The 21,749-nt window shown below is 66.2% G+C and carries 18 protein-coding genes; 8 read left to right on the forward strand and 10 right to left on the reverse strand.

Translation table 11 applies throughout. The features are described from left to right. Positions 1-780: 780 nt before the first annotated feature. From IPJ87_12575 to kbl, 7 genes are all read right to left on the reverse strand, one after another. On the reverse strand, positions 781-1,491 hold the full coding sequence (locus IPJ87_12575) for a UMP kinase (protein MBK7942688.1): 711 nt from the start codon (positions 1,489-1,491) through the stop codon (positions 781-783). A 73-nt stretch (positions 1,492-1,564) separates the two neighbouring features. After that, positions 1,565-2,395, reverse strand: coding sequence for an elongation factor Ts (locus IPJ87_12580; GenBank protein ID MBK7942689.1), 831 nt, complete (start codon positions 2,393-2,395; stop codon positions 1,565-1,567). Between the two features lie 35 nt (positions 2,396-2,430). Next, positions 2,431-3,210 carry a 30S ribosomal protein S2 gene (gene rpsB, locus IPJ87_12585; GenBank protein ID MBK7942690.1) on the reverse strand — a complete coding sequence of 260 codons (780 nt, stop codon included), beginning with the start codon at positions 3,208-3,210 and terminating at the stop codon, positions 2,431-2,433. 151 nt (positions 3,211-3,361) lie between these two features. Continuing rightward, positions 3,362-3,748, reverse strand: coding sequence for a 30S ribosomal protein S9 (gene rpsI, locus IPJ87_12590; protein MBK7942691.1), 387 nt, complete (start codon positions 3,746-3,748; stop codon positions 3,362-3,364). A 1-nt stretch (position 3,749) separates the two neighbouring features. After that, the gene (gene rplM / locus IPJ87_12595) at positions 3,750-4,205 is read right to left on the reverse strand and encodes a 50S ribosomal protein L13 (GenBank protein ID MBK7942692.1); all 456 of its coding nucleotides are present in this window, start codon (positions 4,203-4,205) and stop codon (positions 3,750-3,752) included. A gap of 192 nt (positions 4,206-4,397) precedes the next feature. Next, positions 4,398-7,805 (reverse strand): beta-propeller fold lactonase family protein, encoded by a 3,408-nt coding sequence (locus tag IPJ87_12600; protein MBK7942693.1) that lies wholly within the window; start codon positions 7,803-7,805, stop codon positions 4,398-4,400. Between the two features lie 91 nt (positions 7,806-7,896). Then, complete coding sequence (gene kbl, locus IPJ87_12605; protein MBK7942694.1) at positions 7,897-9,090, reverse strand: glycine C-acetyltransferase; 1,194 nt, start codon at positions 9,088-9,090, stop codon at positions 7,897-7,899. A gap of 174 nt (positions 9,091-9,264) precedes the next feature. On the opposite strand from kbl, the gene IPJ87_12610 reads away from it, so the two are divergent. Further along, a complete protein-coding gene (locus IPJ87_12610; GenBank protein ID MBK7942695.1) occupies positions 9,265-10,173 on the forward strand; it encodes a hypothetical protein in 909 nt (302 codons plus the stop codon). A gap of 4 nt (positions 10,174-10,177) precedes the next feature. Here the strand turns inward: IPJ87_12610 and gatC are convergent, their stop codons facing one another. Then, positions 10,178-10,474 (reverse strand): Asp-tRNA(Asn)/Glu-tRNA(Gln) amidotransferase subunit GatC, encoded by a 297-nt coding sequence (gatC, locus tag IPJ87_12615; GenBank protein ID MBK7942696.1) that lies wholly within the window; start codon positions 10,472-10,474, stop codon positions 10,178-10,180. Further along, a complete protein-coding gene (locus IPJ87_12620; protein ID MBK7942697.1) occupies positions 10,461-11,273 on the reverse strand; it encodes a 1-acyl-sn-glycerol-3-phosphate acyltransferase in 813 nt (270 codons plus the stop codon). Before IPJ87_12620 ends, gatC begins: the two co-directional genes overlap by 14 nt. 51 nt (positions 11,274-11,324) lie before the next feature. Between IPJ87_12620 and trpS the strand changes: the two genes are divergently transcribed. From trpS to rodA, 7 genes are all read left to right on the forward strand, one after another. Next, complete coding sequence (trpS, locus tag IPJ87_12625) at positions 11,325-12,302, forward strand: tryptophan--tRNA ligase (protein MBK7942698.1); 978 nt, start codon at positions 11,325-11,327, stop codon at positions 12,300-12,302. Positions 12,303-12,407: 105 nt separating this feature from the next. Next, positions 12,408-13,940, forward strand: a complete 1,533-nt coding sequence (purH, locus tag IPJ87_12630; protein MBK7942699.1) for a bifunctional phosphoribosylaminoimidazolecarboxamide formyltransferase/IMP cyclohydrolase — start codon at positions 12,408-12,410, stop codon at positions 13,938-13,940. 9 nt (positions 13,941-13,949) lie between these two features. Next, positions 13,950-14,975: a rod shape-determining protein gene (locus IPJ87_12635; GenBank protein MBK7942700.1), complete on the forward strand. Its 1,026-nt coding sequence runs from the start codon at positions 13,950-13,952 to the stop codon at positions 14,973-14,975. Between the two features lie 90 nt (positions 14,976-15,065). Beyond that, positions 15,066-15,896, forward strand: a complete 831-nt coding sequence (locus IPJ87_12640; GenBank protein MBK7942701.1) for a rod shape-determining protein MreC — start codon at positions 15,066-15,068, stop codon at positions 15,894-15,896. Then, the gene (mreD, locus tag IPJ87_12645) at positions 15,893-16,417 is read left to right on the forward strand and encodes a rod shape-determining protein MreD (GenBank protein MBK7942702.1); all 525 of its coding nucleotides are present in this window, start codon (positions 15,893-15,895) and stop codon (positions 16,415-16,417) included. The genes IPJ87_12640 and mreD overlap by 4 nt, the downstream gene beginning before the upstream one ends. After that, positions 16,414-18,267, forward strand: coding sequence for a penicillin-binding protein 2 (mrdA, locus tag IPJ87_12650; protein ID MBK7942703.1), 1,854 nt, complete (start codon positions 16,414-16,416; stop codon positions 18,265-18,267). The genes mreD and mrdA overlap by 4 nt, the downstream gene beginning before the upstream one ends. Then, positions 18,264-19,586 carry a rod shape-determining protein RodA gene (rodA, locus tag IPJ87_12655; protein MBK7942704.1) on the forward strand — a complete coding sequence of 441 codons (1,323 nt, stop codon included), beginning with the start codon at positions 18,264-18,266 and terminating at the stop codon, positions 19,584-19,586. Before mrdA ends, rodA begins: the two co-directional genes overlap by 4 nt. Before the next feature lie 51 nt (positions 19,587-19,637). On the opposite strand, the gene IPJ87_12660 is transcribed toward rodA, so the two are convergent. Then, positions 19,638-21,722 carry a peptidylprolyl isomerase gene (locus IPJ87_12660; protein ID MBK7942705.1) on the reverse strand — a complete coding sequence of 695 codons (2,085 nt, stop codon included), beginning with the start codon at positions 21,720-21,722 and terminating at the stop codon, positions 19,638-19,640. Positions 21,723-21,749 lie beyond the last annotated feature (27 nt).

Raw genomic sequence — 21,749 nt, forward strand, 5'->3', positions numbered from 1 at the left:
AGCATCTCTCCGGCGGCCTGCCGCTCTGCGCCCTCTGCCCCTCTGCGTGAGCATCGCCCTCTGCCTCCGGCTTCCGGCCTCAAGCTTCCGGCCTCCTGCCACCAGCTTCAGTACCCTCGCATCGCTCCAGCTCAACAGCATCTCTCCGGCTGCCTGCCGCTCTGCGCCCTCTGCCCCTCTGCGTGAGCATCGCCCTCTGCCTCCAGCCTCAAGCTTCCGGCCGCCGGCCTCCAGCTTTCGCACCCTCGCACCGCTCCAGCTCACCAGCATCTCTCGGGCGGCCTGCCGCTCCGCGCCCTCTGCCCCTCTGCGTGAGCATCGCCCTCTGCCTCCGGCTTCCGGCCTCAAGCTTCCGGCCTCCTGCCACCAGCTTCAGTACCCTCGCATCGCTCCAGCTCAACAGCATCTCTCCGGCGGCCTGCCGCTCTGCGCCCTCTGCCCCTCTGCGTGAGCATCGCCCTCTGCCTCCGGCTTCCGGCCTCAAGCTTCCGGCCTCCTGCCACCAGCTTCAGTACCCTCGCACCGCTCCAGCTCACCAGCATCTCTCGGGCGGCCTGCCGCTCCGCGCCCTCTGCCCCTCTGCGTGAGCCTCGCCCTCTGCCTCCGGCTTCCAGCCTCAAGCTTCCGGCCTCCTGCCACCGGCTTCCGGCTTCCGGCCACCGGCCTCCAGCTTTCGCACCCTCGCACCGCTCCAGCTCACCAGCATCTCGTGCTGCCTGCCGCTCCGCGCCCTCTGCCCCTCTGCGTGAGCCTCGCCCTCTGCCTCAACGTGCCTCCCGGTCAGAACTCCACCAGCGTGCCCACCTGCTCACCGGCCACCACCTTGCGCAGGTTGCCGGGCTTGTTCATGTCGAAGACGATGATGGGCAGCTTGTTCTCGTTGCAGAGCGTGAAGGCGGTGAGGTCCATCACGTTCAGGCCCTTGTCGTACACCTCGGTGAAGGTGATGCGCTCGTAGCGCACGGCGGCGGGGTCCTTCTCCGGGTCGGCGGTGTAGATGCCGTCCACGCGGGTGCCTTTCAGGATCACATCGGCCTCGATCTCGATGGCGCGCAGGCTGGCGGCGGTATCGGTGGTGAAGTAGGGGTTGCCGGTGCCGGCACCGAAGATCACGATGCGGCCCTTCTCCAGGTGGCGCACGGCGCGGCGGCGGATGAAGGGCTCGGCGATGGTGTCCATCTTGATGGCGCTCATCAGCCGGGTCTTGTACCCTTTGGCCTCCAGGGCGCTCTGCAGGGCCAGGCTGTTGATCATGGTGGCCAGCATGCCCATGTGGTCGCCCTGCACGCGGTCGATGGCGCCCTCGGCCTCCATGCCGCGGTAGATGTTGCCGCCGCCGATCACCACGGCCACCTGCACGCCGCTCTCGGCCACCGCGATGATCTCGTCGGCGTAGGCGCCCAGGCGTTCACTGTCGATGCCATAGGCCTTGGTGCCCATGAGGCTTTCGCCGGAGAGCTTCAGGAGGATGCGGTGGTAGGTGCGGGCCATGGTGCGGGGGGTGGGGACAAAGAAAAAAGAGGGAGGCCGAAGCCCCCCTCTCCATGTCGGTGATGCGCGAACATCAGATCGTGAGCGAGTGCCGCTTGAAGTCGGTGACCGTAAGGTCCTTCTCCGCGCTCTTGAGGTACTGCTCCACGCTGAGCTTGTTGTCCTTGATGAACTCCTGGGCGAGCAGGGTGCTCTCCTTGAAGAACTTGTTGAGGCGGCCCACGGCGATCTTCTCGGCCATGTCGGCGGGTTTGCCCTCCTGGATGGCGAGCTCCTTGCCGATCTCGATCTCCTTGTCGATCACGGACTGGGGCACGCTCTCCTTGTTGACGGCGACCGGGGCCATGGCGGCCACCTGCATGGCCACGTCCTTGGCGGCGTTCTCAAAGCCGGCCTTGTTGAGGCCCACGATGCTGGCCACCTTGTTGCCCGGGTGGTTGTAGGCCAGCACGAAGGCGGCCTTCACCTCGTGGCAGGCGCTGATGTCGATCTTCTCCCCGATGACGCCCGTCTGCTCGACGAGCTTCTCGGCGATGCTCAGGCCATTGCTGTCATAGGGCAGGGCCTTCAGGGCGTCCACGCTGCCAGCGCCCTTGTCCAGGGCGGTCTGGGCCATGCGTTCGGCCATGGCGGCGAAGTCGCCGTTCTTGGCCACGAAGTCGGTCTCGCAGTTCACGCACACCAGCACGCCACGGGTGCCGTCGGCGGTGGTCTTGGCGATCACGAGGCCCTCGTTGGCGTCGCGGTCGGCGCGCTTGGCGGCCACCTTCTGGCCCTTTTTGCGCAGGATGTCGATGGCGGTATCGAAGTCGCCATTGGCCTCACTGAGGGCCTGTTTGCAATCCATCATGCCTGCGCCGGTCATCTGGCGCAGCTTGTTCACGTCGGCGGCGGTGATGGCCATGGTCGTGCTCACTTGCGTTCGGTTGATGTTGGGGTTCAGTTGGCCTCCTCCTCGGAGCCCTCGGCCTCCACTTCCTCGCCCTCCTCGCCTTCCTCGGCCTCGCCCTCGGGTAGGCTGCTCTTGTCGTTCTTGCGCTCCTCGAGGCCTTCGTTGATGGCGGCGATGGCCACGTCCACGATGAGCTCGATGCTCTTGGTGGCATCGTCGTTGGCCGGGATGGGGAAGTCCACCAGGGTGGGATCGCTGTTGGTGTCCACCATGGCGAACACCGGGATGTTGAGCTTGCGGGCCTCGGCGACGGCGATGTGCTCCTTCACGATGTCCACCACGAAGAGGGCGGCCGGCTGGCGGGTGAGGTCAGCGATGGAGCCCAGGTTCTTCTCCATCTTCTCGCGCTGACGCATCACCTGCAGGCGTTCGCGCTTGCTCATGTTGTCGAAGGTGCCGTCGGTCTTCATCCGGTCGATCGCGGCCATCTTCTTGATGGCGCGGCGGATGGTGCCGAAGTTGGTGAGCATGCCACCGCTCCAGCGCTCGGTGACGTAGGGCATGCCGGTGGCCTTCACCTTCTCTGCGACGATGTCCTTCGCCTGCTTCTTGGTGGCGACGAAGAGGATCTTCTTGCCGCTGCGGGCCACGCTCTTGAGGGCGGAGGCCGCCTCGTCGAGCTTGACGACGGTCTTGTTGAGGTCGATGATGTGGATCCCCTTCTTCTCCCCGAAGATGTACGGGGCCATGTTGGGGTTCCACTTGCGGCGCAGGTGACCGAAGTGGACGCCGGCGTCGAGCAGTTTGTTGAAATCAGTGCGGGCCATGTGCGTTGTCTGGTACTGGGTTCACGTTCCTTTTTCCCGTTTGAGCAGGCATCCGGGCGGTAGCCTTTCCCGCTGGGCGGGACCGAGTCCGTCCGGATTGGATGCTGAACCCGCCGGTGCCAGGGCCCGTGCGGGTCTCGCAAGCGCGGGTTTAACGCTTGCTGAACTGGTAGCGCTTGCGCGCCTTCTTGCGGCCGAACTTCTTGCGCTCCACGGCACGGGGGTCGCGGGTCATGAGGTTCTCGGCCTTGAGCTTGGGTTTGTTCTCGGCATCGGCCTCCACCAGCGCACGGGCGATGCCCAGGCGCAGGGCGTCGGCCTGGCCGGTGATGCCACCGCCGTCCACGCGGGCCTGCACGTCGTACTTGCCCTCGGTGCCCGTGAGCTTGAAGGGCTGGTTCATCTTGAACTGTTGGGCCAGCAGGGGGAAGTACTCCTTGCCTTCCACGCCGTTGATGGTGACCGCTCCGCTGCCCTCGGTGAGGATCACGCGGGCCACGGAGGTCTTGCGGCGGCCGATGGTGTTGATGGGCTCCATCTTACTTGATGCTGTTCAGGTCGATCTTGCGGGGGTTCTGCGCACCGTGCTTGTGCTCGGTGCCGGCCACCACGTGCAGGTTGGTGAACTGGGCGCGGCCCAGGCGGGTCTTGGGAAGCATGCCGCGCACGGCGATCTCCACCAGGGCGGTCGGTTTACGGCGGTGCAGCTTGTGCGCCACCTCCACGGTGCGGCCACCGGGGTACCCGCTGAAGCGCTGGTACTCCTTGTCGTCCATCTTGGTGCCCGTCAGACGCACCTTGTCGGCGTTGATCACCACCACATGGTCACCGGTGTCCACATGAGCGGTGAAGGTGGGCTTGTGCTTGCCGCGCACCAGCATGGCCACCATGCTGGCCAGGCGGCCCAGCGTTTCGTTCTCGGCGTCCACCAGGAGCCATTCCTTGGTGACGGTGGCCTTGTTGGCCATGCTCGTCGTATGCGTTGTCGATGCCATGGGCGTGCGGATCGTGTACACCTCCCCGCGGAAGGGGCCGCGAAGTTAGATCGTTTCCGCGATCGCACAAACGCGACCGTCCACAAGATCCCCACCGCGCCGTCCACCGGTCCTCCATACCCGGGAACAGGACGGGCGGCCTCGCGGACCGCCCGTCGCTATAGTTTCTTGTGGGTCAGCCAGTTACATGGCCTATGGCAGTTGCTGGACCTTCACGGCCGTGGGCAGGGTGCCGCCGACCGACTGCAGGATGGGGTCCCGGTCGTTGTTGCTTCCGGTGTACTTCACCACCCCGTCCAGGTTCACGTCCTCGTCCAGGTAACCGGGGGCCGTGGCCGTGGGCACCGTGCCGCCCACCCCCACCAGGATCGGATCGCGGTCGTTGTTGCTGCCGGCGTACTTGATGGTGCCCTCGCCCGTGACGTCACCGGCCCACAGCACCATCACGCCGCTGCGGTTCCGTCGGGCATCGGTGCCATAGGTGGGCGTCGACGGATCGGTGAGGTCGATCATGGTGTTCCACTCGCGGAGCAGCACCGGCTGGAAGGTCATCGCTCCGAGGTGATTGCGGTGGCGCACCACCACATGGTAGTTGCCCGCCGGCACCCCGGGGAAGGTCACCGTCTGCTCACCACCGGGCATCATCACATCGCCGGAGCGCTGGACGAGCACGGCGCGCGTGGCCACCACCTGCGTGGGGTTGGCGTTGTTGCGCAGTTCCACCAGGGCCCAGTCCACCGGGGCGGTCATGCCCTGGCGGGCCAGCACGTTGGGGGCGGCCTGGGTGTTCAGCCCATACGGGTCCGTGCCGGGCAGCAAGCCCGCCGGGCCCAGGTCGGCCTTCATGCCGCCCGTCTGGTAGGGTCCGTCGAGGAACATGCGCAGGTTCACGCGGGCATGGGTGTCGTCCTGGTCCAGGATGCCGTCGGCGTCCGCGTCCACGCCCATGCGGATGCGGGTGGTGGGCTGCACCAGCGTCCAGCTGAGCGGACCGCCGGAGCCCTGTGCAGAGGCCACCAGCTGGGCGTGGGTCACCGTCTGCCCGCTGATGTCGCTCTGGTAGTTCTCGCCGCCCAAGTAGTAGAAGCCGCGCATCACCCCGCCGTAGCGGCCCTTCACGATCATGCCGTACTCGGTGGGCCGGTCGTTGGCCAACGCCTTCATGGTGTTGAGGCGGGTGGTGCTGCCGATCGTGCTGCCGTTGAGGGTCTCCCGGAAGCCCACCGCCGGCAGGGCATCGTTCACCACATTGCTCGATAACGGGAAGTTGAAGCTCTGCGGGCTGTTGGCAAAGTTGATCCCTCCGGACCACGACAGCAGCTCAGGCTCGTAGTCGCCCAGGTAGTTGGCCACGCCACCGCCGTTGAACCAGGTCTCCATCACCCCTTCGCTCATCATGCCGAAGCCGCTGGTGCACTCGGTGGTGTTGTAGAAGAAGCCGTTCTTCCGGTAGGTGCTCCGCAGGTCGGCCGCCATGTTGCGGTTCGGGCCGAAGTCGACCAGCGATCCCGCTCCCGTGCCAGCCACGTTGTCATTGCCGGGCAGCTCACCGCGTCCGGTCTGGGCGTTGTGGCAATGTGAGCAGTTCGCCTGCACGCTCACGAACAGGTTCACGGCCGGTGGAACCGTCTGGAAGGTGGTGCCCGTGCCCCGCACGCGGTTGGGGTTGAGGCGCAGGGTGCTGCTCTCGCTCTCGGGCCGCAGGGTGCGGAAGGGGTTCGGCACGTACCAGGTGGCGGCCAGGAAGTCGGCGAACTCCTGCATCTCGGCTTGGGACTTCGGGGCGTCCATTCCTTGCAGATGATGGAAGGCACCGTCGAACTCACCGAAGTTGCGCTTATCACCGCGCCAGTGCAGGTTGCCCCGGCCACGTCCGATGATGTCGATGAGGAACTGGGTGGTCTTCACCCCCTTCATGGGGTGCAGCACCTTGCCGTCCACCGTGTCCATCGACAAGCTGGGATCGCCGAGGTCCCAACCCAGACGGTCCCAGCGGCCGTCCACGTGGCAGCTGCCGCAGGAGATGTGTCCCGTGCCGGAACCCAGATGGGTGTTGTACAGGTGCTTGCGCCCGGCCTTGATCACCATGGGCGTGGGGTCGAAGAAGTTGGCGCGGGCCACCTCCTTGTTGGTGGACAGGTCCACGGTGCTCACCGTGCCCTCGAACTTGTTGAGCACGTAAGCGCGGGTGTTGCCGGTGTTCAGCTTGATGCCGGTGGGGCCCTCGCCCACCGGGATGGGGTCGGCCAGGTTGCGGGTGCCGTCGCTGTTGATCACCACCACGTTGTTGGAGCCCATGCCCGTGACGTAGGCTTTGGTGCCGTCCGTGGTGAAGGCGATGCCGCGCGGATCGCCCAGGGACTGCTTGCGCAGGGCCGGGGCCACGCTGGGTGTGGCATACGTGAGGTGCGGGTTGAGGTCTGTGATGGTGTTGGCCCCGCCCACCGACGAGAAGCGGCTGATGTTGACCCGGAGGAACTTGCCGTTGAGGACCGGCTCGAAGCGCACCTCGTTGGTGGCATCGGTGCCCACCACGCTCACCTGGCCGTTGGTGGGGTTCACGGCCATCGCCATCAGCATGTTGCCCATGCGGGTCTGGTATTGCACGCCGGCGGTGCTGGGGGCGTTGGCGTCGATGACGGCCACATCGCGGTCGGGCATGTCCCACCCGGCGATGCGCGCCTTGCCGGCAGCGTTGCCGCTCACCATGTTGGTCCAGTTGCCGCCGTTGTCGTCCAGCCATTGGCCCGCGGCGTTCTTGCGCACGATGATGCTGTGCGTGTTGATGAGGTTGGTGGGGTTGGCCGGGTTCATCGGCGGGTTGAAGCCCATGCCGGCGTTGGGGATGGGCACCACGCCCGCATAGGGTCCAGCGGGGTTGGTGGCATCGTTGGGGATCACCGTGCAGCCGCCCTGGGGGGAACAGATGCCGAACCGGTTCGTACCGTGCTGGAAGTTGAAGAACGTGTTGCCGTTGAGCACCGTGGTGGCGTTGCCGCTCTCGAAGAAGGCGCAGTACACCGTATTGCCGCTGGGGCTCACGGCCAGGGCCCGGGGCTGTTCGCCCTTCAGCAGCACCTCGGTGGGGGCGGCGCTGAGGTCGGCCAGGTTGAACACCTGCACGCTCTCGCGGCCGGCGCACGACACAAAGGCCTTGGTGGCGGGCACCCCGCCGGCGAAGACCACGTCGGCGGGCTCATCCTCGGTGAGCAGGCTGCGCACCACGATGTTCTGGGTGAGGTCCACGATGCTCACCTCATCGCTCACCTGGTTCACCACCCAGGCCTCGGTGTTGCTGCGCACCCGTACGGTCACCGGGTCAAGGCCCACGGGGATGCTGGCCTGCAGCAGCAGGTTGTTGGGCGTCACCTGGAACACCTCCAGGGCGTTGTTGGCCGTGTTCACCGCCAGCAGCTTGGTGCCGTCGGGCGTCAGGTCGAGGGGGTGCACATGGGCGCTCTCGAAGTTGACGAACTGGTTCGCCGGCACGGCCGAGCCCACGTTGGGCAGTTCATAGGCCTGGAAGGCCGAGGTGAAGACCACGCCACCGAGGAGGGCACCAGCGATCAGGAATTTGTTCCGGGTAATGAGCTTGACCATGGGTTCGGGGATGTAGTTGACGCCGCGCTCCTCCGCACAAGGGTCGGGGAAGTTAAGCGGAACGCCGCCAAAAGGGAAATCCCGGTCCGGGTCAGGCGATGACGCCCAGCTCGCGGCCCACCTTGCCGAAGGCCGCCAGGGCCTGGTCGATGTGGGCGTCGGTGTGGGCCGCGCTCAGCTGTACGCGGATCCGCGCCGTGTCCTTCGGCACCACGGGGTAGAAGAAGCCGATCACATAGATGCCCTCCTCCAGCAGCCGGTCGGCCATCACCTGGCTCAGGCGGGCATCGCCCAGCATCACGGGGACGATCGCGGCACCGGCCCCGCGGGTGGCGAAGCCCAGGGCCTCGATGCCGGAGCGGAAGCGCAGCACGTTGGCCTCCAGCCGGTCGCGCAGCTCGGTGCTGCGGCTCAGCAGGTCGATCACGGCGATGCTGGCACCCACGATGGCCGGGGCCAGGGAGTTGCTGAAGAGGTAGGGCCGGCTGCGCTGTCGAAGCATCTCGATGATCTCCTTGCGGCCTGTGGTGTAGCCGCCCATGGCCCCGCCCAGGGCCTTGCCCAGAGTACCGGTGATGATGTCCACGCGGCCCATCACTCCGCAGTGCTCCACGCTGCCGCGCCCCGTCGTGCCGATGAAGCCGGCCGCGTGGCACTCATCGACCATCACCAACGCCTCGTAGCGGTCGGCCAGGTCGCAAATGCCCTTGAGGTCGGCCACGATGCCGTCCATGCTGAACACCCCGTCGGTGACCACGACGATGTGGCGGCACCCATCGGCGCGGGCCGCTTTGAGCTGCTGCTCTAGGTCGGCCATGTCGTTGTTGGCATAGCGGTACCGCTTCGCCTTGCACAGCCGCACCCCGTCGATGATGCTCGCGTGGTTGAGCGCATCGCTGATGATGGCGTCCTCCTCACCCAGCAGGGGCTCGAACACGCCGCCGTTCGCATCGAAGCAGGCCGCGTAGAGGATGGTGTCCTCCGTACCGTGGAACTCCGCGAGCTTGTGCTCGAGCTCCTTATGGATGTCCTGCGTGCCGCAGATGAATCGCACGCTGCTCATCCCATACCCGTGGGTGTCGAGGGTCGCGTGGGCGGCCTTCACCACCTCGGGATGTGAACTGAGCCCCAGGTAGTTGTTCGCACAGAAGTTGAGCACCTGCCGGCCGTTCACCGTGATCTCGGCGCCCTGCTCACTGGTGATGATGCGCTCGCGCTTGAACAGGCCGGCCTCGTCGATGGCCTTCAATTCACGCTGTAGGTGGTGCTGGAGGGAGCCGTACATGGGTGCCGGGGCTGGTGGGCGGCGAAGGTACTGGCCGGGGCAGGACGAGCGGTCGCGGGACAGATGACCAAGCAACGCCTTGGATATGAATGTGTTAAATAATCAATCCGGGTTATCAACACCTGTTGACAACTTTCTTCTTTCGTCTATCTTCGCACCTCGTTCATCGAACCCATGCGTGCATTCGTCACACGAAATCCGGTGTTCACCTTCGTGGTGCTCACCTGGATCCTGCAGTGGGGCCTCATCGGCGTCGTCATGCTCATCACCCCGGCGGGGTTGCACGTCACCGAGGACGAGACCGCGCACATGGTGTTCCGCCTGCGGCTGATCGGCCCGCTGCTGGTCTGCCTGGCCGTCACCTACTACCTGGAGGGCGGCAAAGGGGTGGGCAAGCTCTTCGCCGCATACACCCGATGGAAGGTGCCGGGGCGGTGGTACATGCTGGCCTTCACCTGGAAGTTCATCAACGCCTACCTCGCCATCGGGTTCGTGTTCCTGATCTACGGCACCTTCCCGGGCTACTACGTCGATCGGTTCTGGGAAGGCTGGGCGATCAACCTGCCGGCGATCATCTACATCGCCCTGATGGAGGAGACCTCCTGGATGAAGTTCGGCGTCACCCGTCTACAGATGCGGTACAATGCGCTCACCTCGGCCCTGATCATCGGGTTCTGCTGGGGCATGTGGTACCTGCCCATGCTGATCATCAACGAGGGGGTGCCCCCGGGGTATCCGGTGGCGGTCTTCATGGGCTGCATGCTGGGCCTTGGCATCATGCTCACCTGGGCGTACAACATGACGCGCAGCGGGCTGGTACTGCTCGTGATGCAGATCATCAGCAACACCGCCTTCTTCGTCACCCCGGTGCTCTTCGCGGTCACCAACGACCAGCACTACATCGTGGCCTACAGTTGGGTGTTCATAGCCTTCTGCGCCACGCTGCCTCTCCTCTTCGGGGCGAAGGACCTGGCCCGGCGGCCGAGGGCCCGTTGGGACACGGACACCGTGTTCCCCGCACCCACGGAGGAGGAGGAGCAGGTCGCCGCACCTCTGGCCATGAGCGGCGGACCCCGGCGCTGATCGCTCAGCCCTTGTCCACCACGCGCGGCACCTTGAAGTAGTCGCTGTCCTTCACCGGGGCGTTGCGCAGGGCGTCCTGCTTGCTGACGCCCGGAAGGGCCACATCGTCGCGCAGCACGTTCTCCTCCTCGGTCATGAACACCAGGGGCTCCACCCCGCGGGTGTCCACCTGGTTGAGCTGCTCCACGAAGGACAGCACGCGCTCCATGTCCTTGAGGATCGCTGCACGCCGGGCGGGGTCGCTGAAGTCCAGCCGCGCCAGTTCGGCGATGCGGTCCAGGGTAGCGTCATCCAGCTTCATGCTCCAACAGCGGCGCTTCGATGAGGTCGAACACGCGGTGGCGCAAAGCTACCACATCGCTGTCCTGCAGGCCGGTGGTGTGCACGGCGGAGTGCACCACGGCGCGGCTGATGCCGGGATGGCCGCGGCTCAGCAGGTCCTCCGGATCGCCGAACAGGCGCCAATGGTTGAGGAAGGTGACCGGCACCACGGGCACCTGTTTCTCGATGGCCAGCCGGAAGGCGCCGTCCTTGAACGGCTTCATGCGCGGCACAGTGTGCGGGATGGTGCCCTCGGGGAAGAGCACCACGCAGGCCCCGCTGTCCAGGGCCTTGGCGGCGCGGCGGAAGGCCTTCGCCGCTTCCACATGGCTGCCGCGGTTCACGGCGATGTCCATGTCCTTGAAGAAGATGCGGAACAACGGCCAACGCTGCAGCTCGTATTTACCCATCATCAGGAAGTAGTGCGGCACGAGGTTGAACATCTGCACGATGTCGATGTAGCTGCTGTGGTTGCTCACCACCACGTAGGGCGGCTCGGGCAGGGGCCCGCGCCAGGTGATGTGCTGGGGAAAGAGCCCGGCCCAGTGCAGGAAGGCGCCCCACACGCGCTTCAACCGGAAGGCGGCCCGGTAGCCCTTCGGCCGTCGCAGCAGCAGCTTGAACGGAACGTACAGCACCAGCAGGCTGAGCCAGAACAGCAGGCCGAACCACAGCTTGTACGCGAGCCGCAGGGGGGCGAAAAGCCATTTGAGCACGGGGCTCCTGCGCTCCTCGCCCGTGCGGATGGCCGGGCGGTCATGGTGCGGATGCGCAGGCATGGTCGGGGAAAGGCCGCAAAGCTAACCGGCTATCTTCGCGGGCCCCGACCCATGACCCGCGTCCTCACCGGCATCCAGAGCACCGGCACCCCGCATCTCGGCAACGTGCTGGGCGCCATCCGCCCTGCGGTATCCTTGGCGGACCGTGGCGCGGGCGGCTCCTTCCTGTTCATCGCCGACCTGCACGCCCTCACCCAGGTGAAGGACCCCGCGGCCATGCGCGAGAACACCGACCGTGTGGCGGCCGCGTGGCTGGCCTGCGGGCTGGACCCGGCGCGCACCATGTTCTACCGCCAGAGCGACGTGCCCGAAGTGACCGAACTGGCCTGGTACCTCAGCTGCTTCTTCCCCTACTCGCGCCTGGCGCTGGCGCACAGCTTCAAGGACAAGGCCGACCGGTTGGAGGATGTGAACGGCGGGCTCTTCACCTACCCGATGCTGATGGCGGCCGACATCCTGCTGTACGATGCGGAGGTGGTGCCGGTGGGCAAGGACCAGAAGCAGCATCTGGAGTTCACGCGGGACGTGGCCGAGCGGTTCAACCACCAGATGGGCGACACCTTCGTGCTGCCCGATGCGCGCATCGACGAGGACGTGATGATCGTACCCGGCACCGATGGGGAGAAGATGAGCAAGAGCCGGGGGAACCTCATCCGCCCGTTCGCCCCCGAGAAGGAGCTGAAGCAGGAGGTGATGGGCATCGTGACGGACAGCGCGCCCTTGGAGGCACCGAAGGATCCCGAGGCGAACACGGTGTACCGCTTGTACAAGCTGGTGGCGCCGACAGACGCGGTGGCCGACATGGCCGGGAAGTTCCGCGCAGGCGGCTACGGCTACGGCCATGCCAAGAAGGACCTGCTCGCCGCGCTGCTCGACGGGTTCCGCACCGAGCGGGACACGTACGACCGGCTGATGGCCGATCGCGGCGAGTTGGATCGGCAGTTGCGCGTCGGTGCCGACAAGGCGCGCACTGTGGCCACCGCCACCCTGGCCCGGGTGCGCGAACGGCTCGGGCTGCGCGCCCGCTGACCGTGGGCAACCTTGTTCGTAACCTCTGGGCAACGTGACCGTGCGGGCCATCAGGTGCCCTTGGCCGTGGCGTAAACTTGCGCCCATCCTCCACCACCGGGTACGTTGAGCGGAACAAAGCGCATTGGCAGCGCACTGATATCGGTCTATCACAAGGACGGGCTGGAGCCCATCGTCCAGGAACTGCATCGGCTCGGGGTCACGCTCTACAGCACCGGTGGCACGCAGGAATTCATCGAAGGCCTGGGCATCCCCGTGGTGCCCGTGGAGGACCTCACCAGCTATCCCAGCATCCTAGGCGGTCGCGTGAAGACCCTGCACCCGAAGGTGTTCGGCGGCATCCTGGGGCGGCGCGACCTCGCGAGCGATGTGGCGCAGCTGGAAGAGTATGCGATCCCGCCGATCGACCTGGTGATCGTGGACCTGTACCCCTTCGAGGCCACGGTGGCGGCGGGCGGCAGCGAGGAGGCCATCATCGAGAAGATCGACATCGGCGGCATCAGCCTGATCCGGGCGGGGGCCAAGAACCACGCCGATGTGGTGATCGTGGCCGCACAGGCCCAGTACGGCGACCTGCTGCGGATCCTGCGTGGATCGAACGGCCATACGGACCTGTCGGAGCGCAAACGCCTGGCCGGTCTCGCCTTCGGCGTCAGCAGCCGCTACGACCGCGCCATCCATGCCTGGTTCACCGGAGAGCCTGCGGACCAGCCGCTGCCGACCGGCCAGCCTGCGCACACGCTCCGCTATGGCGAGAACCCCCACCAGCCGGCCAGTTTCCACGGCGATCTGCACGGTCTGTTCGAGCAGGTGCAGGGCAAGGAGCTCAGCTACAACAACCTGCTGGACCTGGACGCGGCGCTCGAGCTGATCGACGACCTGGCCACGCTGCCCGGGGTGCCCTTCGCCATCCTGAAGCACAACAACGCCTGTGGTGCCGCCGTGCGCCCCACGGTGAAGCAGGCCTGGGACGCTGCGCTGGCCGGCGATCCGGTGAGCGCCTTCGGTGGGGTGCTCGTCACCACAGCGCCGATCGATCGGGCCACCGCCGAGGCCATCGACGGCATCTTCTTCGAGATCATCTGCGCACCGGACTACGCTCCCGAGGCCATGGACGTGCTGCGCCGGAAGAAGAACCGGATCATCCTCAAGCGGCTCGCCCATGGGCGGATGGCCCGCAAGTGGCGCACCGCGCTGAACGGCCTGTTGGTGCAGGCTCCGGACAGCGTGGTCGACAACGAGTCGAACATGCGCGCGGCCACGCACCGGGCACCGACGGACGCCGAGCTGCAGGACCTGGTGTTCGCCAACATCCTGGTGAAGCACACCAAGAGCAACGCCATCGTGCTGGCGAAGGGCGCACAGCTCCTGGCGAGCGGCACCGGTCAGACGAGCCGGGTGGACGCCCTGGAGCAGGCCATCGCGAAGGCGCGCAAGTTCAACTTCGCCCTTAACGGGGCGGTGATGGCGAGCGATGCCTTCTTCCCCTTCCCGGACTGTGTCACCATCGCCGGTGCGGCCGGCATCGCGGCGGTGGTGCAACCGGGTGGCAGCATTAAGGACCAGGAGAGCGTGGCCGCCTGCGACGAGCGCGGGATGGCCATGTGCATCACCGGCAACCGACACTTCAAACACTGACGCGTCCGCATGGGCCTGCTCAACTTCTTCACCCAGGAGATCGCGATCGACCTTGGTACGGCGAACACCCTGATCATCCACAACGACAAGGTGGTGGTGGATGAACCCAGCATCGTGGCGGTGGACCGCACCACGGGGCGTGTGATCGCCATCGGGCGCCAGGCGCAGCAGATGCACGGCAAGACGCACGAGAACATCAAGACGGTGCGCCCCCTCCGCGACGGCGTGATCGCCGATTTCCAGGCGGCCGAGGAGATGATCAAGGGCATGATCAAGATGATCAAGCCCGGACGGCAGCTCTTCACCCCCAACCTGCGCATGGTGATCTGCATCCCCAGCGGCATCACCGAGGTGGAGAAGCGCGCCGTGCGCGACAGCGCCGAGCACGCCGGGGCCAAGGAGGTGTACCTGATCCACGAGCCGATGGCCGCGGCCATCGGCATCGGCATCGACGTGGAGGAGCCGATGGGCAACATGATCATCGACATCGGGGGCGGCACCTCGGAGATCGCGGTGATCGCCCTGGGCGGCATCGTGTGCGACAAGAACATCCGGGTGGCGGGCGATGAGTTCACCCAGGACATCGAGGAGTACATGCGCCGCCAGCACAACATCCTGGTGGGCGAACGCACCGCCGAGCAGATCAAGATCGAGGTGGGCGCGGCGATGACCGAGCTGGAGAACCCACCGCCGGACTATGCGGTGCGGGGCCGCGACCTGATGACGGGCATCCCCAAGGAGATCACCGTCACCTACAGCGAGATCGCGCAGGCGCTGGACAAGAGCATCAGCAAGATCGAGGAGGCCATCCTCAGCGCGCTGGAGGCCACCCCGCCCGAACTGAGCGCCGACATCTACAAGACGGGCATCTACATGGCCGGCGGTGGGGCGTTGCTTCGCGGGCTGGACAAGCGCATCAGCATCAAGACCAAGCTTCCGGTGCACGTGAGCGAGGATCCGCTGCGGGCCGTGGCGCGCGGCACCGGCATCGCCCTGAAGAACATCGACCGGTTCCAGTTCCTGATGAGGGAGTAATGAACGGCGAGTGGCGAATGGCGAGCGCTCCGTCGTCCGGAGGGTGGAGCGCTCGCCACTCGCCACTCGGTACTCGCCACTCGGCTTAGCATGCGCGACCTTTTCCGTTTCCTGTTCCGGATCCGCAGCACCCTGCTCTTCCTGCTGCTGATGGCCCTGGCCTACGGTTGGGCACTGGACGGCAACGAGCATCACCGGTCGCGGGCCATCGGTTCGGCCAACACCGCCATCGGCACCCTGTACACCTGGCGCTCGGACGTGGCCACCTATGCCGGGCTGCGCGAGGAGAACGAGCGGCTGGCGCGGGCCAACGCCGACCTGATGATGCGCGGGCGCGGCAATTACGCCCCGGTGTCCGCCCGGTTCACCGCCTTCCACGACACGGTGCATGAGCAGCGCTACGCGCACCTGGCCGCCCGTGTGGTGAACAGCACCACGCACAAGCAACGCAACACCCTCACGCTGGACAAGGGGACGGGTGCCGGTGTGGCGCCCGACATGGGCGTCATCGGCGACCATGGCATCGTGGGCGTGGTGCGGCAGGTGGGGCCCCGGTTCTGCGTGGCCGCCAGCGTGCTCGACCCGGACCTGAACACGAGCGTGCAGCTGAAACGGACCGGGCATTTCGGCCTGCTGAGCTGGGACACCGGCGATCCGCGCACCGCCTCGGCGCTGGACATCGCCAAGCACGCTCCGGTGTCCGTCGGCGACACCCTGGTGACGCGCGGTGGCGACGGCATCTTCCCGGCCGGCATCGATGTGGGCGTGGTCACCGAGGTGGTCAACGACCCGAGCAGCAACTACCACACGATCCGCGTGCGGCTCACCGAGGACCTCACCCGCAGCGGCCACGTGTACCTCGTCAAGGACCTGCACCGCGTGGAACGGGACACGCTGGAGGCGCGCATCCAGGCCCCATGATCGCCACCATCATCGCCAACCTGCTGCGTTTCGTGGTGCTCGTCGCCCTGCAGGTGATCGTGCTGGACCACCTGGATGTGGCGAACGGCTGGCTGGTCCCCTACCTGTACGTCCTGTTCCTGCTGATGCTCCCCTTCGAGCTTCCGGCGTGGTCGCTGCTGCTGGCCGGTGGCGCCGTCGGCGGGCTGATGGACCTGCTGAGCGACACACCGGGCATGCACACCACCGCCTGCCTGGTGATGATGTACGTCCGCGGCATCTGGCAACGCCTCATCGCCCCGCGCGAGGGGTACGAGTACGGCATGCGCCCCGATGTGCAGCACATGGGCCTTTCCTGGACCCTGACCTACGCCGGGGTGCTGGTGCTGGTGCACCACCAGTGGCTGTTCTTCTTCGAGCTGCACCGGTTCGACCGGGCGGGCGGCACCCTGCTGCGCGCGGTGGGCAGCGCGGCCTTCACCCTGGTGCTCGCGCTGCTGGCCCAGTTCCTGATGCGCACCGACCGACGGGCCCGGACATGAACTTCGAGGAGCGCAAATACGTCCTCATCGCCGCGGTGATCCTGATCAGCTCGGTGTTCCTCCTCCGGCTCTTCTGGGTGCAGGTGGTGGACGATCACTGGAAGGCCGAGGCCGCGAACATCAGCGAGCGCAAGGTGACCGTCTACCCGGCGCGTGGGTTGATCCTGGACCGGAACGGGGAGCTGCTGGTGGCCAACACACCGGTGTACGACATCATGGTGGTGCCGCGCGAGGTCGTCGCCTTCGACACCACCGCCTTCGCCACCCTGGTGGGCGTGCCCCTGGAGGAGGTCAAGCGCCGCATTGCCGAGGCGGGCCGCTACAGCAGCTACAAACCCTCGGTGTTCGAGAAACAGATCACCGCCGACCAGTACGCCGCCATCGCCCCGCATCTGTCCAAGTACCACGGGTTCTACGGGCAGAGCCGCACGCTGCGCACCTACCCAAGGCGCATTGCCGCCCACCTGCTGGGCTACCTCAGCGAGGTGGACGCCCGCAAGGTGGAGCAGGATCCGTACTACAAGCCGGGCGACGTGATCGGTGTGGGTGGCCTGGAGCAGTACTACGAAAAGGACCTGCGGGGGCGACGCGGCGTGAAGTACGTGGTGGTGGACGTGCATAACAAGGTGCAGGGGCCCTTCCGCGAAGGCTTGTACGACACGCTGGCCCACGAGGGGAAGCACCTCTACACCAGCATCGACGCGCGCATGCAGGCCTATGGGGAGCGCCTCATGAAAGGCAAGAAGGGCAGCATCGTGGCCATCGAGCCCGCCACGGGTGAGATCCTCTGCCTGGTGACCTCCCCCACCTACGACCCCGAACTGCTCGTGGGCCGGGTTCGCAACACGAACTACGGAGTGCTGCAGCGCGACAGCCTGAAGCCGCTCTTCGACCGGGCGCTGCAGGCCCAGTACCCGCCGGGCTCCATCTACAAGATCGTGCAGTCGCTCCTGGCGCTGCAGGACTCGGCCATCACGCCGAACACCGGTTTCCCGTGCAACAAGTCCCTCGTAGGCTGCCACGGGCACCCCAACGCCGGCACGATCCAGAGCGCGATCCAATACTCGTGCAACCCATACTTCTACATGGTGTTCAAGCGGCTCATGGAGCAGGGGGACCACCCGGACCGGTTCACTGCGGCCAGCATCAACCTGGACCACTGGAACACGGGCATGCGATCGTTCGGTCTGGGCCAGCGCCCGCAGGTGGACCTGCCCGCGCTCAAGGGCGGCAGCATCCCGGATGCGAAGTTCTACGACCGTATCTACGGCAAGGGACGTTGGGCCTTCAGCACCATCTACAGCGTGAGCATCGGGCAGGGCGAGGTGCTGGTGGTGCCCATGCAGATGGCCAACCTGGCGGCCATCTTCGCCAACAAGGGCTGGTACCGCGACCCGCATGTGGTGCGCGCCGTGGGCCGGCCGGACAGCATGCTGCCACAGTGGGAGCAGAAGCACTTCACGGACGTGGATGCGCATTGGTACGACCTGATCCAGGAGGGCATGCGGCGCGTGGTGAACGAACCGGGTGGCACCGCACGCCAGGCACGGATCCCCGGTGTCACCGTGTGCGGAAAGACGGGCACGGCGGAGAACCCACACGGCCAGGACCACGCGGTGTTCGTGTGCTTCGCGCCCATGGAGGATCCCCGGATCGCCATGGCCGTGTACGTGGAGAACAGCGGTTTCGGCGGCACCTGGGCGGCGCCCATCGCCAGCCTGCTCATGGAGCAGTACCTCACCGACAGCATCAGCCGGCCCGACCTGGAGAAGCGCATGCTGGAGGCCGACCTCATCGCACAGGAGAAGTTCTTCCGCAAGAAACCCAAGGCCCCCCGGCGTCGGCGATGAGCACCACACGCGACCGCATCACGGCGCATCTGGACCCGGTGCTGGTGATCCTGTACCTCGTGCTGATGGGCGCCGGCTGGGCCAACATCTACTCGGCGGCCTACCACCCCGACCATCCGGGGCTCTTCGACCAGAGCATGGAGTATGGCCGCCAGAGCGTGTGGATCGTGGCGAGCCTGGTGCTGGGTGCCGGCATCCTGCTCATCCAGGGCCGCTTCTTCCGAGACCTGGCCTGGGCGATCTACGCGGCGGTGCTCGTGCTGCTGGCCCTGGTGTTGCTGGTGGGCAAGGAGGTCAATGGGGCCAAGGCCTGGTTCGGGGTGGGCAGTTTCGGCATCCAGCCCGCCGAGTTCGCCAAGTTCGCCACCAGCCTCGCCCTGTCGCGCTACCTCAGCGGCCTCAAGGCCCTGGCCGACCTGCGTTCGCGCGCCATCGCCACCCTGCTCATCCTGGCGCCGGTCGCCCTCATCATGCTTCAGCCGGACACGGGCACCGCGCTGGTCTCCGGGGCCTTCATCCTGGTGCTCTACCGGGAAGGGCTATCCGGCAACATCCTGCTGATCGCCATCGTGGCCGCGGTGCTCAGCGTGCTGGCGCTGATCCTCAAGGAGAGCAGCTTCGGGCTGCCCTTCACCGACGCGCGGCTGGGCGGCCAGTACTTCCTGATGGCGCTGATCGCCGCGTTCGCGCTGCTGGCCTTCTGGGCCGTGCGCAACCTGGTGGTGCGGCGCTACCGCAAGCGCTTCTACGGCCTCATCCTCTTCGCCCTGCTGGGCAGCATCGGTTTCATCAGCAGCGTGGACCACCTGGTGAGCGGCCTGGCGCAGCATCAGCGCGACCGCATCCTGGTGATGCTCGGGCAGATGGAGGACCCGCAGGGGCTGGGCTACAACGTGAAACAGAGCCAGACGGCCATCGGCAGCGGCGGTTTCACAGGCAAGGGCTACCTCAAGGGCACCCTGACGAAGTACAAGTACGTGCCCATGCAGAGCACCGACTTCATCTTCTGCACGGTGGGCGAGGAATGGGGCTTCCTGGGCACCACGATGGTGGTGGTCCTCTTCACGCTCCTCATCCTGCGCTGCATCCAGATCAGTGACCGGCAGCGCAGCCGGTTCTCACGCATCTATGCCTACTGTGTGGCCTGCGTGTTCTTCCTGCACCTGATGATCAACGTGGGCATGGCCATCGGCCTGGCCCCGGTGATCGGCATCCCGCTGCCTTTCTTCAGCTACGGGGGAAGCTCGCTGCTGGGCTTCACCATCCTGCTGGGCATCCTGGTGCGGTTGGACGCCGAGCGGCTCACGCAGCTGCGCTGAAACGCGGAGCGGGCCCCGAAAAGGCCCGCCCCTTGAAGAGATGGTCGGTGCTCAGTAGAACTTGCTGCGCTCGTCCACCACGTTGGCGGCCTCGCGCAGGGCGCTGAAGAGGTTGCCCTCGGCCCGGCCCTGCATGCGCTGCAGCAGGCTGGTCCGTTCGGCGTTCACATCGGCCAGTTCGGGCGCCGGCGTCAGGGCCGTCGCGTTCACCACGTACACCGCGTTATCGCCCTTGAGGGGCCCGCGGGTCTCGCCGGCGGGGATGGCGAAAATGTGGCCGATGACCTCGGTCTCGGTGAAACCGCCGGGGATGCTGGTGGCGCTGAAGGCCAGATCGGCGGCGTTCTGCACGGCGGAGCCCAGCTCGCCGGCCAGCGCGTTGAGGTCGGTCTTGCCGGCCATCTTCGCCGTCCAGGACTCCGCCTTCTTCTCCTTCACGGCCTCGCGGGTGAAGGCCTCCCGCACGTCATCCAGTTCGGGACGACCCTGGGCGCGCACCTTGCGCAGCAGGGCCACCACATAGCTCTCCCCCACTTCGATGGGCTCACTGGCCTTGCCCACCTCGGCCCGGTTCACCCAGCTGATGAGGCTGAAGGGCTCTTGAAGGCCGGGCACGAAGCGCTGATCGGCGCGCAGCTCGTCCACGTTCATGAACTGCAGTCCGCGTTGCTCCGCGGCGGCCTTCATGCTGTCCGCCGTGGCGTGATTGAGGCTGAACTCGTTGGCCGTCTTGTACACCTCCTTGTAGGTGGCGGGCAGCGGCTTGATGCGGCGCGAGAGGCTCACCACCCGACGCTCATCGCGCTGGCGCTGGCCCAGCACCTCCACGATGTGATAGCCGAAGGTCGTCTTGGCGATGGTGATGGCGCCGACCTTCTCGTCGAAGCTGGCCTTGGTGAACTCGGGCACCATGCGGGTGCGGTCGAACCACTCGTACACGCCACCGTTGGGCACGCTGCCGGGGTCCTCGCTGTACTTCTTCACCAGGTCCTCGAACACGCCCTTGTTGCGCTTCACGGCCGCGAGCACGCTGTCGGCGCGCTGCTTCACCTCGTCCTCGGCCTTGCCGCTCTGGGTGCTGAGCAGGATGTGGCGCACGCGGGCCTCCTCCACCTTGGCCAGCTCCTTCACCTTCACCATCTTGAAGTTCAGACCCTCGCGGAAGGGCCCCACCACGGTGCCCACGGCGGCGGCCTGGATGAGGCTGTCGTTGAGCGCGTCGGCGGTGCCCGGGCTGTACGGGGTCACCGCATAGCTCCGGTCCTCGCTGTTGGCCGTGATGAAGAGGGAGTCGTTGGCGGCGGCGGCCATCTCGTCGGTCAGGGCCACCATGTCGGTGCGCAGCTGTTCGATGTCGGCGCCGGTGGCCGTCACCGGGAAGGTGACGTAGTCGAAGGCGCGCGAAGGCTTCTGGGCATGGCGCTTGTCGTCCTTGTGGGCCTCGTAGTAGCGGCGCAGCTCCTGGTCGGTCACCGTGTAGAGGCTGTCGGGCTCGCTGTCGAAGCGCTTGGCCACGAAGTTGAAGGTGGCCTTGGCGTTGCGCTGCATGTGGTCGTCCTTCACCTGGGCGGCGTTGACGAACACGCTCTTGCGCACGAGGGTGTTGTACTTGGTGATCAGCCGGTTGGTGATCATGCGGTGCTTCTGGATCTCGTGGTAGACCGGGGCGTTGGTCTGCACGCTCTCGAAGTAGTTACGCAGGGCGTCCTTGTTGGGCTGACCGTCCGGGCCCTGGAAGTTGGGATTGCCCTTGAACTCGGCCAGCAAATTGTTGCCGAAGCGGATGTCGTCGTACTCCTCCTTGCTGAGGGTGCCGCCGAAGCCGGCCTCCTCCGCGCTGCGAAGCAGGGTGTGCTCACGCACCACCTCCTGCCACACACTGTTGCGGACCTGTTCGGTCATCTGGCCGTCCACGGTCTGCCCGAAGTCGTTGCGGTAGCTGTCGAGCTCGTCGCTGACGCGCTTCTCGAACTGCACCAGGGGGATCTCCTCGCCGTTGATGGCGCCCACGGCCTGGTCGTTGATGTTGCTGCCGCGGTTGCTGAAGAGGTCGGTGAGGATGAAGGCCACCATGGCGCCGCCCACCAGGACGAGGAGTAGGCCGCTGCGCTCACGGATCTTGCCGATGACTGCCATGGGTGCTCTATTGAAAGGGGTGCAAAT

It is taken from the genome of Flavobacteriales bacterium (assembly GCA_016713875.1).
Taxonomy (GTDB): Bacteria; Bacteroidota; Bacteroidia; order Flavobacteriales_F; family PHOS-HE28; genus PHOS-HE28.

What these genes read in the sequence shown, in the direction of transcription:
- IPJ87_12575 (MBK7942688.1), bottom strand. Translation starts at nt 1,491, where the DNA reads ATGGCCCGCACCTACCACCGCATCCTCCTGAAGCTCTCCGGCGAAAGC.
- IPJ87_12580 (MBK7942689.1), bottom strand. Translation starts at nt 2,395, where the DNA reads ATGGCCATCACCGCCGCCGACGTGAACAAGCTGCGCCAGATGACCGGC.
- rpsB (MBK7942690.1), bottom strand. Translation starts at nt 3,210, where the DNA reads ATGGCCCGCACTGATTTCAACAAACTGCTCGACGCCGGCGTCCACTTC.
- rpsI (MBK7942691.1), bottom strand. Translation starts at nt 3,748, where the DNA reads ATGGAGCCCATCAACACCATCGGCCGCCGCAAGACCTCCGTGGCCCGC.
- rplM (MBK7942692.1), bottom strand. Translation starts at nt 4,205, where the DNA reads ATGGCATCGACAACGCATACGACGAGCATGGCCAACAAGGCCACCGTC.
- IPJ87_12600 (MBK7942693.1), bottom strand. Translation starts at nt 7,805, where the DNA reads ATGGTCAAGCTCATTACCCGGAACAAATTCCTGATCGCTGGTGCCCTC.
- kbl (MBK7942694.1), bottom strand. Translation starts at nt 9,090, where the DNA reads ATGTACGGCTCCCTCCAGCACCACCTACAGCGTGAATTGAAGGCCATC.
- IPJ87_12610 (MBK7942695.1), top strand. Translation starts at nt 9,265, where the DNA reads ATGCGTGCATTCGTCACACGAAATCCGGTGTTCACCTTCGTGGTGCTC.
- gatC (MBK7942696.1), bottom strand. Translation starts at nt 10,474, where the DNA reads ATGAAGCTGGATGACGCTACCCTGGACCGCATCGCCGAACTGGCGCGG.
- IPJ87_12620 (MBK7942697.1), bottom strand. Translation starts at nt 11,273, where the DNA reads ATGCCTGCGCATCCGCACCATGACCGCCCGGCCATCCGCACGGGCGAG.
- trpS (MBK7942698.1), top strand. Translation starts at nt 11,325, where the DNA reads ATGACCCGCGTCCTCACCGGCATCCAGAGCACCGGCACCCCGCATCTC.
- IPJ87_12635 (MBK7942700.1), top strand. Translation starts at nt 13,950, where the DNA reads ATGGGCCTGCTCAACTTCTTCACCCAGGAGATCGCGATCGACCTTGGT.
- IPJ87_12640 (MBK7942701.1), top strand. Translation starts at nt 15,066, where the DNA reads ATGCGCGACCTTTTCCGTTTCCTGTTCCGGATCCGCAGCACCCTGCTC.
- mreD (MBK7942702.1), top strand. Translation starts at nt 15,893, where the DNA reads ATGATCGCCACCATCATCGCCAACCTGCTGCGTTTCGTGGTGCTCGTC.
- mrdA (MBK7942703.1), top strand. Translation starts at nt 16,414, where the DNA reads ATGAACTTCGAGGAGCGCAAATACGTCCTCATCGCCGCGGTGATCCTG.
- rodA (MBK7942704.1), top strand. Translation starts at nt 18,264, where the DNA reads ATGAGCACCACACGCGACCGCATCACGGCGCATCTGGACCCGGTGCTG.
- IPJ87_12660 (MBK7942705.1), bottom strand. Translation starts at nt 21,722, where the DNA reads ATGGCAGTCATCGGCAAGATCCGTGAGCGCAGCGGCCTACTCCTCGTC.